Origin of the sequence: Streptomyces sp. GQFP, assembly GCF_021545335.1 — a bacterium.
Taxonomy (GTDB): domain Bacteria; phylum Actinomycetota; class Actinomycetes; order Streptomycetales; family Streptomycetaceae; genus Streptomyces.
Genome location: NZ_CP089312.1, coordinates 2567648 through 2591310, shown reverse-complemented (window position 1 = coordinate 2591310; position 23663 = coordinate 2567648). Strand labels below are relative to the sequence as shown.

Genomic DNA, 23663 nt, shown 5'->3' with positions numbered 1-23663 from the left:
ATATGCACCCGGCGGCTTTTCCTACGTCCCCGCCGGGTGTCACCATCATCCCCTGGGTCGCATTCACGCCCTTTTCGTCCATGGCCTCGCCCACGCGATAATCGAACGCGGAGCCGCGGACTGAGGGAATGCTCGGACGTCCTGACACTGGCCACTGGCAGTAGAGGCGTGAGCGCGGCCCGTCACACACAAACCGGTGAAGGACACCCACTCATGACGACGCCCACGATCGAGCTAAAGCCCTCGGCCTCGCCACTTTCCGGCGCGGAGCGCGAGGCGATCCTGGCCAGCCCCGGCTTCGGCCGCCACTTCACCGACCACATGGTGACGATCAAGTGGACCGAGGGCCGCGGCTGGCACGACGGCCAGCTCGTCCCGTACGGCCCGCTCTCCCTCGACCCCGCCAACATGACCCTGCACTACGCGCAGGAGATCTTCGAGGGACTCAAGGCCTACCGCCGTCCCGACGGCACCGTCGCCACCTTCCGCCCGGAGAAGAACGCCGAGCGCTTCCAGAACTCCGCGCGCCGGCTCGCGATGCCCGAGCTGCCCGTCGAGACGTTCATCGAGGCCATTGACGCGCTGGTCCAGCAGGACCGCGACTGGGTGCCCGCGCACGGCGGCGAGGAGTCCCTCTACCTGCGCCCCTTCATGATCGCCACCGAGGTCGGCCTGGGCGTCAAGCCGGCCAACGAGTACCTGTTCCTGGTGATCGCGTCCCCCGCCGGCGCCTACTTCCCCGGTGGCGTCAAGCCCGTCTCCATCTGGCTCTCCGAGGACCGCGTCCGCGCCGTCCCCGGCGGCATGGGCGACGCCAAGACCGGCGGCAACTACGCGGCCTCCCTGCTCGCCCAGGCCGAGGCCGCCGAACAGGGCTGCGCCCAGGTCTGCTACCTCGACGCCGTCGAGCACAAGTGGATCGAGGAACTCGGCGGTATGAACCTGTACTTCGTGTACGGGGACCGCATCGTCACCCCGTCGTTGACGGGCTCCATCCTGGAGGGCGTCACCCGCGACTCCCTCCTCACCGTCGCCCGCGACCTCGGCTACACCTCCGAGGAAGGCCGTATCTCCATCGACGACTGGCAGCGCGACGCCGAGAACGGCTCCCTGACCGAGGTCTTCGCCTGCGGTACGGCGGCCGTCATCACCCCCGTCGGCACGGTCAAGCGCACCGGCGCGGAGTGGCAGCAGAGCGGGGGCGAACCCGGCGAGGTCACGCTGCGCCTGCGTGAGGCGCTGCTCGACATTCAGCGGGGTACGGCGGAGGACGCGCACGGTTGGATGCACGTTCTCGGCTGAGGGCTCGGCGGGGTGGGTTGTTGTTTGGCTGCCGGCCGGTGGGGGCTGGTCGCGCCCCGCGGCGGAGCCGCAGATCGACACAGCCCCGCGCCCCTTCGGGGGCGCCATTCGCACCCGGCATAACGCGGTCCCCCGGTGGGTATCCACTCATTCCACCGGGGGAGGGGGAACACATGACCGCACGGCCGCCGCGCCGCTCGCGTCTGCGTGGGCTCCTGCGTGAGTTACGTAAACCCCGGCGCCCGCAGAGCCTCTCCGTGCTCGTCCTGCTCGCCGCGCTGGCCGGATTCCTGCTCTGGAACAGCTCCGGCATGGACAACTACGGCGAGAACCTCGCCCTCAACCTCGGCACCGACATCCTCGGCGTCGCCGTCACCGTCTTCGTCATCGGGCCGCTGATCAGCCGCGCCCAGGAGGGCCGGGTCCGCGAGCACACGCGGCTCGACTACGAGTGGTTCAGCGCCCAGGTGCACGGCTCGAACTCCAACGTGAAGATCCTCGACACCTTCTCCAACGTCTTCGGCCCCCAGTTCTCCGAGCGCCTCTTCCGCGGTATCCGCTCCGCCACCGCGCACGGCGCCCGCGTACAGATCCTGCTCCTCGACCCCGACTCCCTCGCCGTCCTCCTGCGCGGCCAGGAACTGGGCGAACGGCACGCCGACATCCGCCGGGACATCCTGCGCAACCTCCGCACCCTGCACTCCTTCCGGGACCGCCTCGACGACCACGCCCGCACCCTGCTCGACGTACGGCTGTGCTCGACCTCGCCCGGAGTGACCCTCTACCGCTGGGACGGCCACTCCCTCGTCTCCTTCCTCACCGTCGGCCGCCTCTCCGGCGAGGGCGTCCAGCTGGAGGTCGCCGTCCGCTCCCCGCTCGGCGCGTTCGTCGAGCAGCGGTTCGACGAGCTGTGGCAGCAGAGCAAACCCATGGAACGCTTCACCCACATGCCGGTCACCCTGGTCGACGCGGCCGCCGCCCGGCGGGAGTTCACCTGCCGGTTCGTGGTCGTCGACGAACGGTGGTACGTCGCCGGGCACGACCTCGTGTCCTACCTGGCCCGCCACCGCCTCGACCAACTCTCCGCGTACAGCGACGCCTTGGGGACACCCTCGGCCGCGTACGAGGTGATCGTGGTCGACGACGAGACCGAGCTGCACGCGCAGCTCACCACGCACTACGCGGAGAAGTACGATGCACCAGCGGCGGCCTTCGTCTGGCTGCGACCGCCGGCCCTGGTCACGGAATAGAGGCCCTTGCACAGCATGCGCTCATCGCACGACCCGGCCCCGCGCGGCGGCCCGAGATTCCGCGCCCTCACCCCCCGTGACCTGGACGGTCTGCTCCAGCGCGTCGGCGCCTTCTCGCCCGCCGACCGGCTGGCGCTGCGCGCGGTCGCGACGGTGCTGCCGTTCCGTACGAACGCCTATGTCGTCGACGAGTTGATCGACTGGTCGGCCGTACCCGACGGCGACCCGATCTTCCGGCTCACTTTCCCGCAGACGGGCATGCTCCCCGCACCGGACGTCCGCGAGATGGCGGACCTGCTGGCCACCGGCGCCCCCGCCCGCGAACTCCAGCGCGCGGCCCACGAGATCCGGATGCGCCTCAACCCGCACCCCTCCGGCCAGTTGGACGCCAACGTCCCCGTGCACGAGGGCGTCCGGCTGCCGGGCCTCCAGCACAAGTACCCGGAAACGGTGCTGGTCTTCCCGCGCCAGGGCCAGACCTGCCACGCCTACTGCACGTACTGCTTCCGCTGGCCGCAGTTCGTCGGCGAGTCCGAACTCCGCATCGCCACCGACGACATCATCACCACCACGGCCTACCTCCGCGCCCACCCCGAGGTCAGCAGCGCGCTGATCACCGGCGGCGACCCGCTGGTGATGAGTACGGAGGTACTGAGCCGGTACGTCGACCCGCTGCTGGAGATCGAGAGCATCCGCTCGATCCGCGTCGGCACCAAGTCCCTCGCTTTCTGGCCGTACCGGTTCACCACCGACCGGGACGCCGACGACCTGCTGCGGCTGTTCGAGAAGGTCGTGGCGAGCGGCCGTCACCTCGCCCTCATGGCCCACTTCACGCATCCGCAGGAGCTGCGCCCGGCCGTCGTACGGGAGGCCATGCGGCGCGTGCGCGACACCGGCGCCGTGATCCGCTGCCAGGGGCCGCTGGTGGCCGGGATCAACGACAACGCCGACGCCTGGGCCGAGTTGTGGGACGTGACGACCACACTGGGCGCGGTGCCGTACTACCAGTTCGTGGAACGGGACACGGGCCCGCAGGGCTACTTCGGCGTCCCGCTCGCCCGCGGCCACCAGATCTTCCGGGACGCCCACTCCCGCGTCTCCGGCCTCGCCCGTACCGTGCGCGGCCCGGTGATGTCGGCGATGCCCGGCAAGGTGTGCGTGGACGGTGTCGCGGAGGTGGCCGGCGAGAAGGTCTTCGTGCTGCACCTCATCCAGGCGCGCGATCCCGCCCTGGTCGACCGCCCGTTCTTCGCCGCGTACGACGAGGACGCGACCTGGTTCACCGACCTCAAACCGGCCTTCGGGGCAGCGGAGTTCCTGCCCGGCCTGCAGGCGGGATGAGAACCACACGGACGCGTGAACCCTCGTCCAGGTTGTACGCAATAAGACCGATTGACCCTTACCGTGAAGGTGCGTTTGCATCGCAGTGAGCCCGCGGCACGGGGCCGGGGGAACAGTGCACAGGGGAAATGTGCACAGGGGAAATGTGCACCGGGGGAAACGGGGAAACACATGACCAGCAGAGCCATGCGGTTCGTGCGGGCGACGACCATCGCCGCACTCGCCGTCAGCACACTCGCACTTCCCACGACCACGGCGTCGTCGGCGCCGGGGAAGGCGCCACGACCGGGCGTCACCGAGCGGGTCACCGTGTCGGCCAAGGGCGTGCAGTCCGACGGCGACTCGGGCGGGCCGACCCTCAGCGACGACGGCCGCTTCGCCGCGTTCGCCACCTACGGCACCACCATCGTGCCGGGCGACACCAACGGCGACGGGGACGCGTTCGTGCGCGACCTGCGCACCGGAAAGGTGACCCGCGTCAGCGTCGCCTCGGACGGCACCCAGTCCACGGGCGGTGACACGCACAACGCGCGCATCAGCGGCAACGGCCGGTACGTCGTCTTCACCTCCGACGCGACGAACCTCGTCGACTGGGGCGGAAAGCCGCCCACCGGCTTCTCCCACGAGGACGTGTACGTCCACGACCGCCGCACGGGCCGCACGGAACTGGTGAGCACGACACCCGACGGCGGGACCGCCAACGCGTACGGCAGCGTCGGGATCTCCGACGACGGCCGGTACGTCGCCTTCAACGCCCCGATCGCCCGCGTGGAGGGCGGCACGAGCTACCACCTCGCCGCGTACGTCACGGACCGCCGCACCGGCAAGGTCACCCGGATCAGCCACGAGCACCCCGAGTGGACGGTCTACAGCACCGGGATCAGCGGCAACGGCCGCTATGTCGAGTACGAGATCCGCCACCCGCGCGGCGGCCCGAGCGAACTGATGGTGTTCGACCGCCGGACCGGCAAGGAGGAACAGGCCAACGTCGACAGCGCGGGCTCGCCGTCGCAGGCCGACGCCGGCGCCGTCGGCGGGTCGCTCTCGGACGACGGCCGGTACATCGCCTTCAGCTCCCTCACCGACCTGGTCGGCGACCCGACCCCGAACGGCTTCTACCTCTACGTACGGGACCTGCGCACGGACGTCACCCGCCGTATCCAGCACGACGGCCCGGGGGAGCGGAGCCTGAGCGGCAATCTCCTCAGCGGCGACGGCCGGTACCTGGCGTACAACTTCCCGGTGCGGACACCGGCCGGCGACTACGTCGACAACGTCTATCTGCACGACCTGCGCACCGGAGCCACCCGCCTCGTCAGCAGGACGATCACGGGCGGTATCGCGACCGAGCCGACCGGGTACAGCGCGCCCTCGTCGCTCAGCCGCGACGGCAGGCTGGTGGGCTTCCTGTCGTCCGCGACCGACATCGTCAAGGGCGACACGAACGGTCACTCGGACGGGTTCGTCCGCCGTGTGAGCTGAGCACCGGGGGTTCGCATACTGAGACACCCACGAGGCGCGGGGACGGTCTGTGCCAGACTGCCCCCGTGCTCTCGTTCGCCACGATTATTGGCAGCAGGCGCGCCGGTCCGCAGTGACCGCCTCGTACGACCAGGTACGGGCGGCCATCGTCGTCTTCGACCCGCGCGCAGACCTCTCGCACCCGCGAGGGGTTTTTCGCTTTTCTGGCCCACATTCAGCCGGAGAAGAAGCGTGAGGGATCATCGGAGGACGGTGGAGCCGGTCATTCCGGTACAGACCGAGATCGACATCCCAGGAGCCTTGAGATCATGACGGAATCCAGCGAACCCAGCGAACTCGACGACTCGTTCCACGTCTTCGACACCACCCTGCGCGACGGCGCCCAGCGCGAGGGCATCAACCTCACCGTCGCCGACAAGCTGGCCATCGCACGGCACCTGGACGACTTCGGCGTCGGCTTCATCGAGGGCGGCTGGCCGGGCGCCAACCCGCGCGACACCGAGTTCTTCGCCCGCGCCCAGCAGGAGATCGACTTCAGGCACGCCCAGCTGGTGGCCTTCGGCGCCACCCGCCGGGCCGGCGGCAAGGCGAGCCAGGACCCGCAGGTCAAGGCCCTCCTCGACTCGGGCGCGCCCGTCATCACCCTGGTAGCCAAGTCCCACGACCGCCATGTGGAACTGGCGCTGCGCACCACGCTCGACGAGAACCTGGAGATGGTCCGGGACACCGTCGCCCACCTCCGCTCCCAGGGTCGCCGGGTCTTCGTCGACTGCGAGCACTTCTTCGACGGCTACCGCGCCAACCCCGAGTACGCGAAGGCCGTCGTCCGGGCCGCGTCCGAGGCCGGCGCCGACGTCGTCATCCTCTGCGACACCAACGGCGGGATGCTCCCGGCCCAGGTCCAGGCGGTCGTCGCCACGGTCCTCGCCGACACCGGAGCCCGCCTCGGCATCCACGCCCAGGACGACACGGGCTGCGCGGTCGCCAACACCCTCGCCGCCGTCGACGCGGGCGCGACCCACGTCCAGTGCACGGCGAACGGCTACGGCGAGCGCGTGGGCAACGCCAACCTGTTCCCGGTGGTCGCGGCCCTGGAGCTGAAGTACGGCAAGAAGGTCCTCCCTGAGGGCGCGCTGCGCGAGATGACCCGCATCTCCCACGCGATCGCCGAGGTGGTCAACCTGACGCCTTCGACCCATCAGCCGTACGTGGGAGTCTCGGCCTTCGCCCACAAGGCGGGCCTGCACGCCTCGGCGATCAAGGTCGACCCGGACCTCTACCAGCACATCGACCCCGAGCAGGTCGGCAACACCATGCGGATGCTGGTCTCCGACATGGCGGGCCGCGCGTCGATCGAGCTGAAGGGCAAGGAACTCGGCGTCGACCTGGGCGACGACCGCGAGCTGGTAGGCAGGGTCGTGGAACGGGTCAAGGAACGCGAACTGCAGGGCTACACGTACGAGGCGGCGGACGCGTCCTTCGAACTGCTGCTCCGCGCGGAGGCCGAGGGCAGGGCCCGTACGTACTTCGAGGTCGAGTCCTGGCGCGCGATCGTCGAGAACCGCCCCGACGGCAGCCACGCCAACGAGGCCACGGTCAAGCTCTTCGCCAAGGGCGAGCGCATCGTCGCGACGGCGGAGGGCAACGGCCCGGTGAACGCCCTCGACCGCGCCCTGAAGGTCGCCCTGGAGAAGATCTACCCGCCGCTCGCCAAGCTGGACCTGGTCGACTACAAGGTCCGCATCCTGGAGGGCAAGCACGGCACCCAGTCCACGACCCGAGTCCTCATCTCGACGTCGGACGGCAAGGGCGAGTGGTCGACGGTGGGCGTGGCCGACAACGTGATCGCCGCGTCGTGGGAGGCCCTGGCGGACGCGTACACGTACGGGCTGCTGCGGGCGGGAGTGGAGCCGGCCGAGTAGCGGAGACGGTGGGGGGTGGACCCCAGACCCCAGGGCCCACCCTCCCACTCCCCCCGAGGGTGCCCGTTTCCGTCCCGTTTCGGGTAGCTTCGAAGATATGAAGGCCGTACTGGTCCGTCCTCTCGTACGCCTACTGCTGGTGCCCTTCGTAGCGACACTCGCGGTACTCGCGCTGCTGACGGCCGCCGCGCCCGGCGCCCAGGCGGCCACCGACCTATCCAAAGTCGCCGAGGCACTGCGAGCGGACCCGGTGTACGTGGACCCGGAGGCCAAGGACCTCCTCTCCTCCGCCGACGCGGACGCGCTGGCCGCCAAGATCAAGGACGCGGACAAACCGCTGTTCGTGGCCGTTCTCCCGGCCGACTACCCGGCGGAGAACCTCTTCACGAACCTCCGTACGGAGACGGGCATCACGGGCCTGTACGCCGTACGCCTGGGCGACCTTTTCAGCGCACGGGCCGACAGCGGCGTGCTGAGCAAGCCGGCGGTAGCCAACCTCGTCACAGCCGTGCAGGGCACGGACGACCCGAAGGCCCAGCTCAACGACTTCGTCGACGCGGCACTGCGCGGCAGTGTCGGCGGTTCGGCACCGGCCACCTGGAGCGGTGGGGACTCCGGTGGCGGGGTGGACGCCGGTGCGCTGATCGCGGTAGGCGCGGTGCTGGCGGCGGGCGGCGCGGGCGCGTACGCACTGGTCCGGCGCAACCGGCGACGGCACGAGGAGGAGCAGCGGGCAGCCCTCGCCAAACTGTCGGTCGTCGTGGACGAGGACATCACGGCGTTCGGCGAGGAACTGGACCGGCTGGACTTCCACCCCGCCGAGACGGGCGCCGACGACGCGATGCGCGCGGACTACGAACGAGCGCTGGACTCCTACGACAAGTCGAAGTCACTGATGGCGGCCACGAGGCGCCCGGAGGAAGTACGCGCGGTGACACAGACGCTGGAGGACGGCCGCTTCTCGCTGGCGCAACTGGCGGCACGCCGCGAGGGCCGCCCGCTGCCCGAACGCCGTGGCCCCTGCTTCTTCGACCCGCGTCACGGCCCGTCGGTCACCGACGCGACCTGGACCCCGGCGGGCGGCGCACCCCGGGAGGTCCCGGTCTGCGCGGCCGACCAGGCCCGCCTGGCCGACGGCCGGGACCCGGCAGTCCGCGAGGTGGAGACGGCCTCGGGCCCCCGCCCGTACTGGGACGCGGGCCCGGCATATGGCCCCTGGGCAGGCGGCTACTTCGGCGGCGGCATCCTGCCCGGCCTCCTGGTCGGCACGATGCTCGGCAGCATGATGGCCACCCCGTCCTACGCGGCCGACTACGGCGAGGGCTACGGCGACTTCCGAGGCACCGCCGGCTCCGATGGCGGCGACATGTCCGGCGCGGACTTCGACTCCGGGGACTATGGCGGCGGTTTCGGCGGAGGGGACTTCGGGGGTGGCGGGGACTTCGGCGGGGGGTTCTGAGCAAGTGCCGGGTGGGCATCACCCAGCCCGCCCTTCTGCGGTACAGGCGGTGCCTCTTCAGCGCCGGCCGGGGCATTTCAGCCCGTCCGGCGTTTGAGGACGAGGCCGTTCAGGCCGAAAGGGGGGTCTGGGGGCGCAGCCCCCAGGGATGGGAACGGGTAAGGGCGGCGGGGGCGAAAAACTCCCCACGACGTACGCGCACGGACCCGGCGCCGAAAAGCGCCGAGCCCGTGGACGTCGTACGGAGCCTGATACGAAGGACCGTCAGAGAGTCGCAGCCGCCGCAGTGATCGCCGAGGCGAAGGTCGAGACCTCGGAGTAGACACCGGGCGCGTTGGCCCGAGCGCAGCCGATACCCCAGCTGACGATGCCGACCTGCACCCACTCGTTGGCGCTGTCCCGACGGAACATCGGACCACCGGAGTCACCCTGGCAGGTGTCGACGCCACCGGACGCGTATCCGGCACAGATCTCGTCAGCCGCGACGAGCCCGCTGTAGCCGCTGTAGGACCGGCAGGTGGCGTCGCTCACGAACGGCACGGTCGCCTTGAGCATGTACCGCTGCTGGGCGCCACCCTCAGAGGCCGAACCCCACCCGGCGATGGTGAAGGTGCCGGTGTTGTAGGCCGTGGTGGTGGCGATCTTCAGCGTGGACTGGGTGGTGATGGGCGAGGCGAGCTTGATGAGCGCCCAGTCCTTGCCGTTGCCGTTGTAGCCGGGGGCCTGGTACACGTACGTGGACCTGACCTGGACCCGGCCGGTGGTCGACTGGAGGTCCACGACACCGGCGGTCGCCGTGATGCTGGTGTTGGCGCCGGTGCCGCTCACACAGTGCGCGGCGGTGAGCACGATCTGCTGGGTGAGCAGCGAGCCGCCACAGCCCATGGAGAGCCGGACCATGAACGGGAACTCGCCCTGCGCGGCCCGGGTTCCACCGACGACGGGCGCCGGAGCGGCCTGGGCGGAGGAGAGGGGCTGCAGGCTGATGATGGCGAGCGCGGCGGCGCCGGCGGCTGCGGCTCTCTTGAGCGCGGTGATGAGCTTCTTCAACGTGATGCCTTCCGTGGGGGGTTGGACATACGCAGAAATGTCAGGCTCATGCCAAACAAACAGAAAGAACTCGTGCACTTGATGGCATGAGCTGGTCAAAATCTGTTGAAGGATTATGGGAACGCTGTGAGCGCGCCCACAAGGGGCGAAATCCAGCCGCGCCCATCGAGCCACCGGCCCCGGCCGGGGCTACACAGGCCTACGCACCGGCGTCGGGCAACCGCAGCCACTCCGCCCAGGACAGATCACGCCCGATGAACCGAGGCCGGACGAACGGCCACTCATCCCCGATCCACCGAGGCACAAGCTCATCAAGCGCCTGCTCGACCGCACCCCCCACGGCACTGTCGACAACCCACCAGGAGACCTCGGCATCGGCCCCGGCCTTCTCGGGCGGATCGATGTACACACACCCGAGTTCGACGGTCTCCTCGCCATTGAGCAGCACGTAGTTGAAGGACTCATGGGCGTCGATCTCGGCGGCATGCCGCTCCAGATCGGCGAGATTGGCCTCGTACGTGATGGAGGCGGCCGGCCACCCCCAGGCCTCCCCGAAGATGCCCCACAACCGCTCACGCGACCCCATGACAGTCGGGTAGTCGATGACGGCATCGGCCCCACGAATCGGCCGCAGGTGATACCCACCGGCCACGTCGACGTGCAGCGGGTGAACGAAGTCGCGGGGGAGCCAGGTCATGACCGGAGGCTAACGCCCACGTGGGCGCCTCGCACCGGGATGTCCCGGGGGAGTGTCCACCGACGACCGTACCGCTCCCCGGCGGCGTGCCACCAGGCGGGCGGGGAGACGCCGTCGCCGCGAGGGGCCGACGCCTGCCCGGGATGCAGTCCGACGGCGAGTAGTGCGTCCGACGCCACGTACACGGTGAACCATCCGCGCCAGTGCCCATCGACTCCGGGCTCGCACGCGAGGTCGTACCGAACCTCGTCAGGCGCGAACGGCATCCAGTCGATACCGCGTTCCCGCAGTCAAGCGCGCAGGGCGGCGAGGGGGCCGGGATGCCCGGGAAGGTTTTCGCAGGAGGTGATGGTGATCCACGCTGTGTTGTCCATGGGGCGGTCGTCCTCTGGGTGGTCAGGCCCGGTCCAGGAACGCGGTCCAGGTGCCGGGGGCGACGGTGAGGACCGGGCCGGAGGGGTTCTTGGAGTCACGGATGTGGATGGCGGAGGGGTTGGCGGCGACTTCGAGACAGTTGCCGCCCTCGTTGCTGCTGTAGCTCGACTTGAACCACGCCAGGTTGCCCGCGGGGAGGTGTTGTCGCGCTGCGGTGTTCATGACTCTCCAAGCAGTCTGTCCAGGAGGCATGCGCTCTCTTCGGGGGAGAGGGCCTGTGACCGCAGCATTCCATATTTCAGCTGATACACACTTACTTCGGCAGGATCATCGACCAGGAAGCTGGCGCGCTGCACTTCCAGGTACACCATGTGGTCGTGGTCCGGGTTCTCCAGCAGCAGCATGGGGCCCGCAAGGCCAGCGTGTGGCACGCGCCCCATGGGCATGACCTGAATCCCTACGTGGTCGAGGTCGCTGTACTCGCGCAGCGCGCGGATCTGCTCGCGCATCACGTCACTTCCGCCGAGGGCTGTGCGCAGGATCCCCTCCTCCAGGATGAAGTGGCCGAACGGGGGCTGCCTGCGCTGCCAGATCTGCTGCCGCTCGATGCGAGAACTCACCCATTGCTCAGCCGTCTCGTCCTCGAAGCGCGGGAAGCGGGAGTCGAAGGAAGCGCGGCAGTAGTCCTTGGTCTGGAGGAGCCCCGGCACCATCTGTGTCTCGTACGACAGAACACTGACGGCCTCCTGCTCGATGTCGACGAGCCCCTGCGCGAACGTCGGAATCCGCTCCCGCATCGGCATCTTGGCCACGGCGATGGCCAACACCCCACCTGTACACAGCAGTTCGTCGAACTGTTCGGCCCGATCCAGTTGCAGGGCAAGTCGTCCCTGCTCAATCGACCCGACCGTGTCGACGTGGAGGTTCGCCAGCTCGGCGAACTGCTCCTGAGTGAGCCGGGCCGCCCTCCGGAAGTGGGCGACCAGCGCACCGATGGCCTGCCATGAACTGCCCCGCTTGGGCTTCTTCGCCGAATGCATGCGTGTCCCTTTCCCCCGTTTCCACCCGAACCCCTCGTAGTGGAGTCGTAGCAATCGGAACTACGACTTCACGTACTGCTCCACAGTAGTGACTCCCTGTGACAGTGGCCTCATGAACGCACAACCCCAACTCCTCCACGCCCGCCAGGCGTTCTACCGCCGCGACCGCAGGTCGGTACGCCTGGCCCGCGACTTCACCCGCGAGACCCTCACCGACTGGGGCACCCCCGAGCGCACCGACGACGTGCTGCTCTGCGTGAGCGAACTGACCACGAACGCCCGTGCGCCATGAGGCGCTCTGTTGTATCCCCGGTTGAGCCGGGAGGAACTGAAGGGAGGTTCTTGGGCCTGATGACTTACCTGGACTCGAAAGGGGAAGGGGACCGCAGCATGTCAGGAAACCAGCGATCGTGTTCAAGTGTGGAAGCGATGCGCTGGGGGGCCCGCGCGATATGGCGAAAGCTGGATTGCCTGAACCCCAATCTCCAAAGGATGAAATGTGTCGCATCCGCCGGAAACCTGCACTTGCCACCGGCGCCGCATCCTGCGGTGGAGTAAATGCGTATCCACCGCACCCTTCGGATAGCGGAATGATTCCCAATGAGGGAATTCAAGGAGATGAGTGGGGCGCCTAAGTCGCGCTAGACACGTACAACAGAGACGAACATGGGATCACCTAAAGGATGCGAATCCCAAGGTGACGGAGGCCCCGTAGTAGTCGCAGGAGTAACGACCTGCCAAGGAGGACGGGAAAGCCGTCTACAGGGCGAAGGGGGCCAGGTGATTCGGACATCACGATGCTGGGAGGTATGCGTAATGCAGAGCGCCGAAGCGGTACTTGATGTCCTGCGTGAACGCGGCAGGCGCGGCCTGCCGTGCGATGAGCTGTATCGACAGCTGTTCAACCCGAACCTGTATCTGCTGGCCTACGGGCGCGTCTACGCCAACCATGGCGCGATGACCCCCGGGGCCTGCGGGGAAACCGCAGACGGCATGTCCGAAGCCAAGATCGGGCACATCACCGAAGCCATGCGCCACGAGCGCTACCGCTTCCGTCCGGTACGGCGCGTCCACATTCCAAAATCCAACGGAAAGACGCGCCCCCTCGGCCTGCCGTCCTGGTCGGACAAACTTGTCGGCGAAGTAATGCGTCTCCTGCTGGAGGCATATTATGAGCCGCGGTTCTCCGGCCGCTCCCACGGTTTCCGTCCCGGCCGGGGCTGCCACACGGCACTGTCCGAGGTGGCACACAAATGGACCGGGACAACCTGGTTCATCGAGGGAGACATCTCCGACTGCTTCGGCTCGCTCGACCATGAGGTCCTGCTGGCCATCCTGTCGGAGAAAATCCGCGACAACCGGTTCCTCCGCCTCATCCAACAGATGCTCAAGGCGGGATACCTGGAGGACTGGAAATGGCACGCCACCCTGTCGGGTTCCCCGCAGGGAGGTGTCCTCTCTCCACTCCTGTCCAACATCTATATGGACCGGCTGGACACCTTCGTCGAAACAGTTCTCATCCCGGAATACACCCGAGGGACCACCCGGAGGAAGAATCCGGAGTACCAGAAGCTGGAAAACGCGATCTGGAACACCCGGCAGCGGCTCGCCAAGAGAAAGGAGCACACCGAGTCCGCTCAAGTCCGCCAGTGGCGCAAGGAGTTGCGCCGTCATCCGGTCGGTGATCCGCATGATCCCGGCTACCGGCGGCTGCGCTACATCCGCTACGCGGACGATCACCTCCTCGGGTTCACCGGTCCCAAGGCCGAAGCCGAGACGGTCAAACAGCGCCTGGCCGCGTTCCTGCGTGACGATCTCAAGCTGGAGCTCAACCAGGGCAAGACGCTGGTCACCCACGGCCGCACCCAGGCGGCCCGCTTCCTCGGCTACGACATCACCGTTCAGCACGCCGACGCCAAGGTCTCCCGGGGCGGCCGTGTCAATCGCGGCATGCGCTCCATCAACGGGAAGGTGTCGCTCCGCGTGCCCAAGGACGTGATCAAGGCCAAATGCGCCCCGTTCCTCAAGCGCGGCAAACCCGCGCACCTGGACCCGCTGACTGGATGCACACCCTTCGACATCGTCAGTCTCTACGGAGCCCAGTACCGGGGCATCGTCCAGTACTACCTGCTGGCCGGCGACGTCTGGAAACTCGACCGGCTCAAGGGGGTCATGCTGACCTCCCTGCTCAAGACCCTGGCCGCCAAGCACCGGTCAAGGGTGACCTCGATGGCCAACCGCTACAAGACGACTATCAAGACACCCCAAGGACCGCGCAGGTGCTTCGAGGCCAGAATCGAACGAGAAGGCAGGAAACCACTGGTCGCACGGTTCGGTGGAATTCCCCTCACCCGGAAACGGACGGCCGTCCTCGACGACCTTCCGTCCACTATGTTCACCCCGCGCAGCCGCCCGCGCGGCAGCCAACTCATCGATCGGCTCCAACGCGGACGGTGTGAACTCTGCGAGAGGCGAACTGAGGTGCAAGTACACCAAGTTCGTTCCCTCGCGGAGCTACACGGCCAGAGAGAACAGCCAGCCTGGACGCTACTGATGCTCAAGAAGCGGCGCAGAACGCTCGTGGTCTGCCCGCCTTGTCACGGAAGCATCCATGCATGACCCGGGTGACGAACACGCAGTAGTCACTGGAGAGCCCGCTGCACCGAAAGGGTGCACGGCGGGTTCGGGCCGGAGGCCACTGGAAAAGGACCCGCACAGCGGAAACCTCGCCAGTGGCCTACCGGTACTCCTGCACGGCGTACCGCCGGGCCGGGGCTTCCTCCTGCAACTGGCCCTGGCCACCGACGGCGTACTGCGCGTCGAGGTCCACGACAGCGGCACGGGCGAGATCCGTATGCCGGACGTCGGCCCGGAGGCCGAGGCGGGGCGGGGGCTGCTCATCGTGGCGGGGCTGGCGGACAGGTGGGGGGTGGGGGAGCGGAACCCGGGTAAGTCGGTGTGGTGCGAGTTCAGGGTGCTGCGGTGAGTCATTCGGCGTACTGGCGTGCCTCGGTGGCCAACTGCTCGTCCCCGGCGAGGTCATAGGCGTCGGCGGAAGACATCCAGGCGGCCTTTGCGCGGAGGTCTTGACCTTGCGCTGCATGCAGCTTTGCGATGTTCCATCGAACATGTCCCACGTGGTGCCAGTCACTCAGGGAGACAAAGACGGCCTCGCACTTGTGAAGTGCCTCTGATGCCGATTCGAATTCTCGAAGAGCGGTCAGGAGACTGCCTACATGGTTCCAAGCCGAGGCTTCTCCATACCGGTCGTGCTGCTCGGCGAAGAGGTCGGCGGCGTTCAGGTATGCGTTGGCAGCGTCGTCGAATCTGGACACCTCTCTCAAAGCTGCGCCCAGATTGAGCCATGCCGTCGCCTCGCGTTGCCGATCTCCCACCCGGTGGAATGCCTGCTGGGCGCGGTTGTGAGCCCGCACGGCTTCATCGAACCGCCGAAGCTTCAGAAGCGGCATGCCCAGGGTGTTCCAAGCCATCGCTTCGCGGTGCTCATCGCCTACCTGGGCGAACATCTCCTGCGCCCGCCCGAGCATCTGAGCCGCAATGTCGTGCTGTCCCCACTCGTGCATGCAAAAGCCGAGGTTGCTCCAGCTGGTTGCTTGGGCGCTGCGATCTTCGAGCGCGTAGGCAAGTCGTAGTGCGTTGGTGTGGACGATGGCTGCCTCACGGTACTGGCGCAACTGGTGCCGGGAATTCCCCAGGGCGGACAAGGAGAACAGTTCCAGGATCCGGTCCTCCTCGCGTCTGGCCGCCGTCAGTAGAGTTTCGGACACTCGGGTTCCATCGGTGAAATGTCGCTGGACGTGCAGATACCGGTCGATGCAGACGCCCAATGCGGTGGCGAATCTGCTGTGCTCGGCCATCTCTGCCCACTGAACGGCCCGTACGAGGGAAGTGTGCTCGGAGTCCAGCCAGGCGAGTGCGGCATCCCGGTCAGGGAAGAGATCTGGCGCCTCTGCAACCAGTTGGCCGTGGAGATGTTGGTCGGCGGAGGCCGCTCGTAGGAAGAACTCTTGGAGCAAGCTGTTCCTGGCATCCGTGGCTTCGTGGGCGAGTACGGGCTCGGAGGTGCTCAGAGTGGCGGCGTACACGCGTAGCAAGTCGTGCATCACCCAACGGTCCGCGGCGGGCGATGCACTGATCAGATAGACGGCTGCCAGATCCTCAAGTCTCTCCATGATGTCGGCCGGAGACACTCCGGAGAGAGCCACCGCGGTGGGTTGTCCGAAGTCCGACGTCGGAGCCTGGGCCAAGAGCCGGAACAGCCTGGCCTGGTCCGCGTCGAGCCGTTCGTACGTGACGTCGAACACCGGGCGCAGCACCAGGTCTCTGTCGTACTGGTCCCTGCCGGGTGCTCGCAACGCGCGCACCCGGTCGATTGCTGCTTCAAGATCCGCGACGAGCGTGGAGACCGCGCGCGGTTTACGCCGGCGGAGCTGAGCCGCCGCGATCTGAAGCGCCAGCGGAAGCCGGCCGCACAGGTCGACGAGCCGCCGAACGGCATCAGGCTCTGCGGACGCCCGGGAGTCGTCAGGATCGCTGATGCGCAGGGCCCGCTCGACCAGCGCGACCGCCTCGTCCTGCGTAAGCGAGTCGAGCGTGATCGACCGCGCGGTCAGCGAGTCGAGCGAGTCCCGGGAGGTCACCAGAACCCGATGCCGCGTACTGCCAGGCAGCAGCGGTACGACCTGTGCGGCATCCGAGACGTTGTCCAGCACGATCAGTACGGAACCCCGCTCGTCCAGAGTCGACCGGTACAACGCGTACAATTCCTCTGGCGTGGAAGGAAGGCTGTCGCGTCCGATGCCGAGAGCGGTGAGGAGGGACTCCACCGCCTGCTCCGGCGCCGTAGGGGCGTTGTCGTAGCCCCGCATATTGACGAAGAGCGTTCCGCCGGGGAACCGAGCACGCGCGGCGTGCGCAACGTGCAGAGCCAGCGCGGTCTTCCCCACACCGCCGAGCCCGCCGACCGCCGAGATCAACACGGCGTCTGTACGGGCCTCTGTGTCGGGATCGAGTACGTCCAACAGAGCCTTGACGTGCTGTTCACGGCCGGTGAAGGCCGTCGGAGGAGCAGGGAGCGCGGACATGGCGGTGAAGGCCGGGCCGTGGCCGTGCTCGGCCCGTCCGGTGACGGGGCCGTGGAAGGTGCTGCCCCGAAAGTCGTAGTGATCTCCGTCGCCCACCGATTCCGCCCGTCCCACTACACAGCCCCCGACTCTTTGCGTTCGCCCTCATCATGGCCCGCCGTCGTGCAAAGGGAGAGGGAGATCGGGGGGGAGGCCGGACCAGTTGCTCTCTCGTCGGCTGCCGTGACCCATCCCGCGCCCAGGCAGTTAAGGGAAACGTACTTCTGGGAAACGTATTTCCCTAAGTGATCCTGCTGGAGGCCAACCATGCCCCGCCCGACCCGCGACCAACTCCCCAAACCCACCGACATGTTCGACCGTGACTGGGAGTGGAGCGAACTGACGGCCTTCGCGTCCGACACCGGCCCGGAAGCCACCCTGGCCGTGGTCTCCGGGCGTCGCCGCCAGGGCAAGTCCTTCCTTCTCGACTCGCTCGCCCGTGCCGCCGGCGGTTTCTACTTCTGCGCGTACGAGGCAACGGAAGCGGAGTCGCTCCGCCGCTTCGGCGAGGAACTCGGCCACTACACCGGCACCGTCGCCCCCATGCGCTTCGACCGCTGGGAACAGGCGATCGATGCCCTGCTCGCACTCGGCGCGGAACGCCCCCTCCCCGTCGTCATCGACGAGTTCCCGTACCTGGCCCGGGCCACCCCCGCCCTCCCCTCCATCATTCAAGTCGCCTACGGACCACGCCGACCCGAGCGTCTGAACTCCCGTACCCGCCTGCTCCTCTGCGGCAGCTCGCTCTCGTTCATGGGCAAGCTGCTCAGTGGTACGTCACCCCTGCGCGGCCGGGCCGGGCTCGAACTCGTCGTCCATCCCCTCGACTTCAGGCAGGCCGCCGCCTTCTGGGGCATCGACGACCACCGCCTGGCGCTCCTCGTGCACAGCGTCGTCGGCGGAACTCCCGCCTACCGAAGGGAGTTCGTCCGCGACGACGTCCCCGTCGACCTGGCCGACTTCGACGCCTGGGTCTGCCGTACGGCGCTGTCCCCGCGCTCCCCGCTCTACCGCGAGGCCCGTTATCTCCTCGCCGACGAGTCGGACCTGCGGGACCGCGCCCTTTACCACTCCGTCCTCGCAGCACTGGCCTCCGGAAACGGCACGGCGGGCCGGATCGCCGGCTGCCTGGAGCGGCCGATCAGCGACATCACACACCCGCTGACCGTCCTCCAGGACTGCGGACTCGTGCGGAGGGAGACGGACGCGTTCCGCGGGAACCGCAGCATCTACCGGGTGGGCGAGCCGCTCATCGCCTTCGACCACGCCATCTCGCGGCCGAAGCTCGCCCTGCTGGACCGGGGGATGGCCGAGCACGTCTGGGAGACCGCCAGGCCCCGCTTCCTCTCAGCAGTCGTCGGCCCGCACTTCGAACAGGTCTGCCGTGAGTGGGTGGCCCACTTCGCGGCGCCGGACACCTTCGGCGGCATGCCGATCGACGTCTCGTACGGGACGGTCCCTGACCGGACCGCCCGTACCAGCCACGAGATCGACGTGGTCGTACGGGGCGCGGTGGGCCAGGACAACGGCGTACTGCTCTCCCTGGGGGAGGCCAAGTGGGACCAGGTGATGGGGACGGGGCACCTTGAGCGCCTGCGGCAGGCCGAACGGCTGCTGGCGGATCGCGGGGTCGACACGTCCGCCGTACGGCTCGCCTGTTACAGCGGGGCCGGTTTCACCGGCGATCTGCGGGCTATGGAGAGGCGGGGAGAGGTGATCCTGGTCGACCTGGAGCGGTTGTACAAGGGGGAATGAGGTCACCGGACCTCCCTCACGCTTTCGCGCCCGCAGGCGGTGCGTAGGTGCCCGACAGCCATGGCAGCGACCGCAGTCGCAGCCAGCCCGGCGCTGACCCACACGGCCCCCCGGTAGTCCCCCGTTACCCCGGTCGCCGCCCCGGCCAGCAATGGCCCCAGGACAGCCCCGGTGTTCAGCGCGACCGTGGCGAACGACCCGCTGAGCGCAGGGGCGTTGGAGGCGACCCGCATGACACGGTTGACGAGAGTCGACCCGATCCCGAACGACAGCCCGCCTTGGACGGCGGCCCCGATGAACAGCGTCGTGGGATGCGCGCTGACCAGGGCCAGCACCGCCCACCCGACCGGCAGCGCCCACAGCGCGAGTCCCAGGCCCGGACGCGGAGCCAGGGGGTGCCGGAGGCGACCGTCACCCGTATGACCGCTCGTACGGGTTGCCGCACGACCGGCTGCCGTCACGCCGACGAAGGCGCCCGCGCCGAACGCGGCGAGCAGTCCCGGGACCGCCTCGCCGGGCAACCGGGCGACGTCCGTGGCGATCACCGCGAGATAGGCGAAGGTCGCGAAGGTCGCCCCATTGACCACGGCCGCGAGTGCCATCGCCACCTGCACCGGCCGCGCCTTCAGTACGCGTACCTCCCGCTTGATCGAGATCTCGTGCGGACGGGTCGACCCGGCGGGAGCCGACCGGAACACGAGCGCCAGCGCGGGCAGGCACAGTGCGGCGACCGCCCAGAACGCCGCACGCCAGTCGTACCAGTCCCCGAGCAGCGCGCCCGCGGGTACGCCGACGACGCACGACAGCGTGACCCCCGACAGCAGTACGGCGGTGGCCCGGGCCTGCCTCGCCGGAGCGGCGAGGGAGGTCGCGGCAGACATCGCGACCGAGAGAAATCCGGCGTTGACGATCGCGGCGGCGATCCGGGTGCCGAACAGCACCGCGAAGTCCGTCGTGAGCGCACCGACGACATGCACGACGACGAACGCGGCCAGAAAGCCCGCCAGCGCGCGAGGACGTGGCCATCGCGCGCTCAACGCGGCCGTCACCGGCGCTCCGACGACCATTCCGACGGCGTACGCGGATGTCAGGCTCGCGGCGGCGCTTACCGAGATGGACAGGTCATGGGCGATGTCCGGTACGAGACCGGCCAACATGAACTCGGAGGTTCCCTGCGCGAAAACGGCAAGGCTGAGGACATACACGAACAGGGGCAAGGGATCGGCTCCAGCGCTGGGACGAACAAGCGGAGACGTCCGCGCGCTGGGCATCGAAACGGGACCGGGCACGCGGAACGGGCACGCACGTCAGGTCACTGGAAGCGAGATCGAGCAAGACCGACCGAAGGCCGACGGAGAACGGCCGAACGATCGGTTACTGGTCAGATGACGATCCGCCGCCGATGACCGGCGGCTCCGTTCTGTCCGACTCGGGGCTCATCACCCGAGGAATGCTACGCATGGGCCAACGGCCCATCAACCGGTTTTTCATCCACGTGGACGACGACATCTAGGACAGTTTCTGGCCTATCTCCCACGTACCGTCCCCACATGCCCACCACCCCCGACACCCCACCGAACGACACCCCCGACACCCCCGACGGCATCCCGGTCAAGCCCTTCGCCGACGCCCCCGCCCTAGACGCCTGGCTCGCCGCCCACCCGTCCCCGCAACCCGCCGCCCTCTGGGGCAAGGTCGCGAAGAAGGGGTCGGGGTTGCCCTCCGTCGACTTCGCCGAGGTCAATGACGTGGCCCTCTGCCACGGGTGGATCACCGGTCAGCGAAAGAGCCTCGATGCCTCGTACTTCCTTCAGAAGATCACCCCGCGTCGGCGGGGCAGTACGTGGTCGATGGTCAATGTGCGGCGCGTGCCGGAGCTGGTCGAGGCCGGGCTCATGCGGCCCGGTGGGCTCGCGGAGGTCGATGCCGCGAAGGCGGACGGGCGGTGGGAGGCGGCGTACGAGTCCCAGCGGGACGCCTCCGTGCCGGACGACCTCGTCGCCGCGCTCGAGCGCGAGCCCCGCGCCAAGGCCGCCTTCGAGGCGCTCGGCAGGACGGGGCGGTATCAGGAAGTGATCCTGCCGCTGCTCACCGCCCGTACGCCGGCCACCCGGGCCGCGCGTCTCTCGGCGGCCGTCGCCAGGCTGGCGGAGGGGGCCGCGGATCCCCGGCCCTGAGCGGCCACCGGCCGGTCACCCGTCATCCGTCACCCGGTACCCGTCACCCGGTACCGCTCCACCTCCGCCCGCCCGAAGTCTCGCGCGGAACCAGTGGAACCAGTGGAACCACGCGTCGCGTCACGCGTTCCGGATCGCCGAGATGTCGAAGTTCAGCTTGATCTTGTCCGACACCAGCACGCCACCCGTCTCCAGGGCCGCGTTCCACGTCAGGCCCCACTCCGAGCGCAGGATCTCGGCCTTGCCCTCGAAACCCACGCGCTCGTTGCCGAACGGGTCCTTCGCCGCGCCGTTGAACTCCAGGTCGATGGAGATCTCCTTGGTGGTGCCGAGGATCTCCAGGTCGCCGGTGATGCGGTAGTCGTCGCCGCCGAGGGACTCCGCCTTGGTCGAGCGGAACGTCATCGTCGGGAACTCGTCCGTCCGGAAGAAGTCCGCGCTTTTCAGGTGGCCGTCGCGGTCGGCGGAGCCCGTCTCGATGCTGTCCATCTTGATGTCGAGGGACGCCGTCGAGTTGGACGGGTCGGTGCCGTCGAGGTGCAGGGTGCCCTCGAACTCCTGGAAGCCGCCCTTGACGTTCGTCACCATGGCGTGCCGGGCGACGAAGCCGATGGTCGTGTGCGACGCGTCGATCGTGTAGTCGCCGGTCAGCGCGGCGAGCTCCGGGGTGACGACTCCGGTGGCCGTGGCTGCGTCGCCGTCGGTGGTCTTGCGGCCGAAGATACCCATGACGTGCTCCTTGGGGACGGGTTGTTGAAGCTTTAATCAATCCAACGAGAGGAACCGTAGTCCTATTCCGTTCAAGATTCAACATCATCCGGGGAGTGTCGGTGACGTTACTCCGGGTGTCGTAACCTCACCCGGTGCGGCAGGGGTGTCGCCTCGACGGCTTTGTGTGACTCCCACAACCCGACCGCCCCCTGAGCAGTCGGGTCGGCTGCATGCCTGCGTTGTTCTGTTCAGGGGTACCAGGAAAACGCGCCGGAGACTGTACGGAGTCGACGGCCCGGTTTTCTTGCTCGACTTCGTATGGTCACTACATGACCTTTATCGACGAGGCGCAGGGTGGGTCCGCGGGCGAGCCGACAGGAGAGCCGACGGACGCACGCGGGCGCGTGGCCGAGCTGCACGAGATCCGTGCGCGGGCTCTGGCCGGCCCCAGCGAGAAGGCCACCGAGGCGCAGCACGCCAAGGGCAAGCTGACCGCCCGGGAGCGCATCGAACTGCTCCTCGACCCGGACTCCTTCAACGAGGTCGAGCAGCTGCGCCGGCATCGCGCGACAGGCTTCGGCCTGGAGGCCAAGCGGCCGTTCACCGACGGTGTCATCACCGGCTGGGGCACGGTGGAGGGTCGTACGGTCTTCGTGTACGCCCATGATTTTCGGATTTTCGGTGGTGCGCTCGGTGAGGCCCACGCCACCAAGATTCACAAGATCATGGACATGGCCATCGCGGCCGGGGCCCCGCTCGTCTCCCTCAACGACGGCGCCGGCGCCCGTATCCAGGAGGGCGTCTCCGCTCTCGCCGGGTACGGCGGCATCTTCCAGCGCAACACCAGGGCGTCCGGGGTCATCCCGCAGATCTCCGTGATGCTCGGCCCGTGTGCGGGTGGCGCGGCCTACAGCCCCGCCCTCACCGACTTCGTCTTCATGGTCCGCGAGACCTCGCAGATGTTCATCACAGGCCCGGACGTCGTCAAGGCGGTCACCGGCGAGGAGATCACCCAGAACGGCCTCGGCGGCGCCGACGTGCACGCCGAGACGAGCGGCGTCGCGCACTTCGCGTACGACGACGAGGAGACCTGCATCGCCGAGGTGCGCTACCTCCTCGCGATGCTCCCGCAGAACAACCGCGAGAACCCGCCGCGTGCCGAGTCCGAGGACCCTGCCGACCGGCGCGGCGAGATCCTCCTTGACCTCGTCCCGGCCGACGGCAACCGGCCGTACGACATGGCGAAGGTCATCGAGGAGATCGTCGACGACGGCGACTTCCTTGAGGTCCACGAGCGTTGGGCCCGCAACATCATCTGCGCGCTCGGCCGGCTCGACGGCCAGGTCGTCGGCATCGTCGCCAACCAGCCGCAGAGCCTCGCCGGGGTCCTGGACATCGAGGCGTCGGAAAAAGCTGCACGGTTTGTCCAGATGTGCGACGCTTTTAACATCCCGATCGTCACGCTGCTGGATGTCCCCGGCTTCCTTCCGGGCGTCGACCAGGAGCACGGCGGAATCATCCGGCACGGCGCGAAGCTCCTCTACGCCTACTGCAACGCGACCGTTCCGAGGATCTCGCTGATCCTGCGCAAGGCGTACGGAGGCGCGTACATCGTCATGGACAGCCAGTCCATCGGCGCCGACCTCACCTACGCCTGGCCGACGAACGAGATCGCCGTGATGGGCGCCGAAGGTGCCGCCAACGTCATCTTCCGCCGTCAGATCGCGGACGCCGAGGACTCCGAGGCGATGAGGGCTCGGATGGTCAAGGAGTACAAGTCCGAGCTGATGCACCCCTACTACGCCGCCGAGCGCGGACTGGTCGACGACGTCATCGACCCGGCCGAGACCCGTTCGGTGCTCATCAGGTCGCTCGCGATGCTGCACACCAAGCACGCCGATCTGCCTTCGCGAAAGCACGGCAACCCCCCGCAGTGATCCCCGCGTGGTAACCCAGCG

The 23663-nt window shown here is 68.2% G+C and carries 18 protein-coding genes and 1 pseudogene; 12 read left to right on the top strand and 7 right to left on the bottom strand.

The features are described from left to right. Nucleotides 1-213 precede the first annotated feature (213 nt). The 6 genes from LUX31_RS11180 to LUX31_RS11155 all read left to right on the top strand — a co-directional run bounded on the left by LUX31_RS11180 (nucleotide 214) and on the right by LUX31_RS11155 (nucleotide 8756). A complete protein-coding gene (locus LUX31_RS11180) occupies nucleotides 214-1302 on the top strand; it encodes a branched-chain amino acid aminotransferase (protein WP_235474626.1) in 1089 nt (362 codons plus the stop codon). Between the two features lie 173 nt (nucleotides 1303-1475). Continuing rightward, nucleotides 1476-2552 (top strand): hypothetical protein, encoded by a 1077-nt coding sequence (locus LUX31_RS11175; RefSeq protein ID WP_235474625.1) that lies wholly within the window; start codon nucleotides 1476-1478, stop codon nucleotides 2550-2552. A 15-nt stretch (nucleotides 2553-2567) separates the two neighbouring features. After that, complete coding sequence (locus tag LUX31_RS11170) at nucleotides 2568-3893, top strand: KamA family radical SAM protein (protein WP_235474624.1); 1326 nt, start codon at nucleotides 2568-2570, stop codon at nucleotides 3891-3893. 171 nt (nucleotides 3894-4064) lie between these two features. After that, nucleotides 4065-5375 (top strand): TolB family protein, encoded by a 1311-nt coding sequence (locus LUX31_RS11165; RefSeq protein WP_235474623.1) that lies wholly within the window; start codon nucleotides 4065-4067, stop codon nucleotides 5373-5375. A gap of 308 nt (nucleotides 5376-5683) precedes the next feature. Then, nucleotides 5684-7297: a citramalate synthase gene (gene cimA / locus LUX31_RS11160; protein ID WP_235474622.1), complete on the top strand. Its 1614-nt coding sequence runs from the start codon at nucleotides 5684-5686 to the stop codon at nucleotides 7295-7297. Between the two features lie 97 nt (nucleotides 7298-7394). After that, entirely contained in the window at nucleotides 7395-8756 is a 1362-nt protein-coding gene (locus LUX31_RS11155; protein ID WP_235474621.1) for a hypothetical protein, read from the top strand. A 264-nt stretch (nucleotides 8757-9020) separates the two neighbouring features. Here the strand turns inward: LUX31_RS11155 and LUX31_RS11150 are convergent, their stop codons facing one another. The 4 genes from LUX31_RS11150 to LUX31_RS11130 all read right to left on the bottom strand — a co-directional run bounded on the left by LUX31_RS11150 (nucleotide 9021) and on the right by LUX31_RS11130 (nucleotide 11918). Beyond that, on the bottom strand, nucleotides 9021-9806 hold the full coding sequence (locus tag LUX31_RS11150; protein WP_235474620.1) for a serine protease: 786 nt from the start codon (nucleotides 9804-9806) through the stop codon (nucleotides 9021-9023). Nucleotides 9807-10005: 199 nt separating this feature from the next. Next, nucleotides 10006-10503: an N-acetyltransferase gene (locus LUX31_RS11145; protein WP_235474619.1), complete on the bottom strand. Its 498-nt coding sequence runs from the start codon at nucleotides 10501-10503 to the stop codon at nucleotides 10006-10008. Nucleotides 10504-10899: 396 nt separating this feature from the next. Beyond that, a complete protein-coding gene (locus tag LUX31_RS11135) occupies nucleotides 10900-11100 on the bottom strand; it encodes a DUF397 domain-containing protein (protein WP_235474617.1) in 201 nt (66 codons plus the stop codon). Continuing rightward, nucleotides 11097-11918, bottom strand: a complete 822-nt coding sequence (locus tag LUX31_RS11130) for a helix-turn-helix domain-containing protein (RefSeq protein WP_235474616.1) — start codon at nucleotides 11916-11918, stop codon at nucleotides 11097-11099. Before LUX31_RS11130 ends, LUX31_RS11135 begins: the two co-directional genes overlap by 4 nt. Nucleotides 11919-12030: 112 nt before the next feature. Between LUX31_RS11130 and LUX31_RS11125 the strand changes: the two are divergent. The 3 genes and pseudogenes from LUX31_RS11125 to LUX31_RS11115 all read left to right on the top strand — a co-directional run. After that, nucleotides 12031-12198: pseudogene (locus LUX31_RS11125) on the top strand (ATP-binding protein); the annotation flags it as partial. Nucleotides 12199-12734: 536 nt separating this feature from the next. Then, nucleotides 12735-14537 (top strand): reverse transcriptase/maturase family protein, encoded by a 1803-nt coding sequence (locus LUX31_RS11120; RefSeq protein ID WP_235474615.1) that lies wholly within the window; start codon nucleotides 12735-12737, stop codon nucleotides 14535-14537. Continuing rightward, nucleotides 14530-14904 (top strand): ATP-binding protein, encoded by a 375-nt coding sequence (locus LUX31_RS11115; protein WP_235474614.1) that lies wholly within the window; start codon nucleotides 14530-14532, stop codon nucleotides 14902-14904. The genes LUX31_RS11120 and LUX31_RS11115 overlap by 8 nt, the downstream gene beginning before the upstream one ends. A gap of 1 nt (nucleotide 14905) precedes the next feature. Here LUX31_RS11115 and LUX31_RS11110 read toward each other — a convergent pair whose 3' ends face one another. Continuing rightward, nucleotides 14906-17119 (bottom strand): tetratricopeptide repeat protein, encoded by a 2214-nt coding sequence (locus LUX31_RS11110; protein ID WP_235474613.1) that lies wholly within the window; start codon nucleotides 17117-17119, stop codon nucleotides 14906-14908. A gap of 210 nt (nucleotides 17120-17329) precedes the next feature. On the opposite strand from LUX31_RS11110, the gene LUX31_RS11105 reads away from it, so the two are divergent. Then, a complete protein-coding gene (locus tag LUX31_RS11105) occupies nucleotides 17330-18817 on the top strand; it encodes an ATP-binding protein (RefSeq protein ID WP_235474612.1) in 1488 nt (495 codons plus the stop codon). Nucleotides 18818-18819: 2 nt separating this feature from the next. Here the strand turns inward: LUX31_RS11105 and LUX31_RS11100 are convergent, their stop codons facing one another. After that, on the bottom strand, nucleotides 18820-20034 hold the full coding sequence (locus tag LUX31_RS11100) for a Cmx/CmrA family chloramphenicol efflux MFS transporter (protein ID WP_235474611.1): 1215 nt from the start codon (nucleotides 20032-20034) through the stop codon (nucleotides 18820-18822). Nucleotides 20035-20367: 333 nt separating this feature from the next. On the opposite strand from LUX31_RS11100, the gene LUX31_RS11095 reads away from it, so the two are divergent. After that, entirely contained in the window at nucleotides 20368-20994 is a 627-nt protein-coding gene (locus tag LUX31_RS11095; protein ID WP_235474610.1) for a YdeI/OmpD-associated family protein, read from the top strand. A gap of 120 nt (nucleotides 20995-21114) precedes the next feature. Here the strand turns inward: LUX31_RS11095 and LUX31_RS11090 are convergent, their stop codons facing one another. Then, nucleotides 21115-21723, bottom strand: coding sequence for a YceI family protein (locus LUX31_RS11090; protein ID WP_235474609.1), 609 nt, complete (start codon nucleotides 21721-21723; stop codon nucleotides 21115-21117). Between the two features lie 311 nt (nucleotides 21724-22034). Between LUX31_RS11090 and LUX31_RS11085 the strand changes: the two genes are divergently transcribed. Further along, nucleotides 22035-23642, top strand: coding sequence for an acyl-CoA carboxylase subunit beta (locus tag LUX31_RS11085; RefSeq protein ID WP_235474608.1), 1608 nt, complete (start codon nucleotides 22035-22037; stop codon nucleotides 23640-23642). Nucleotides 23643-23663 lie beyond the last annotated feature (21 nt).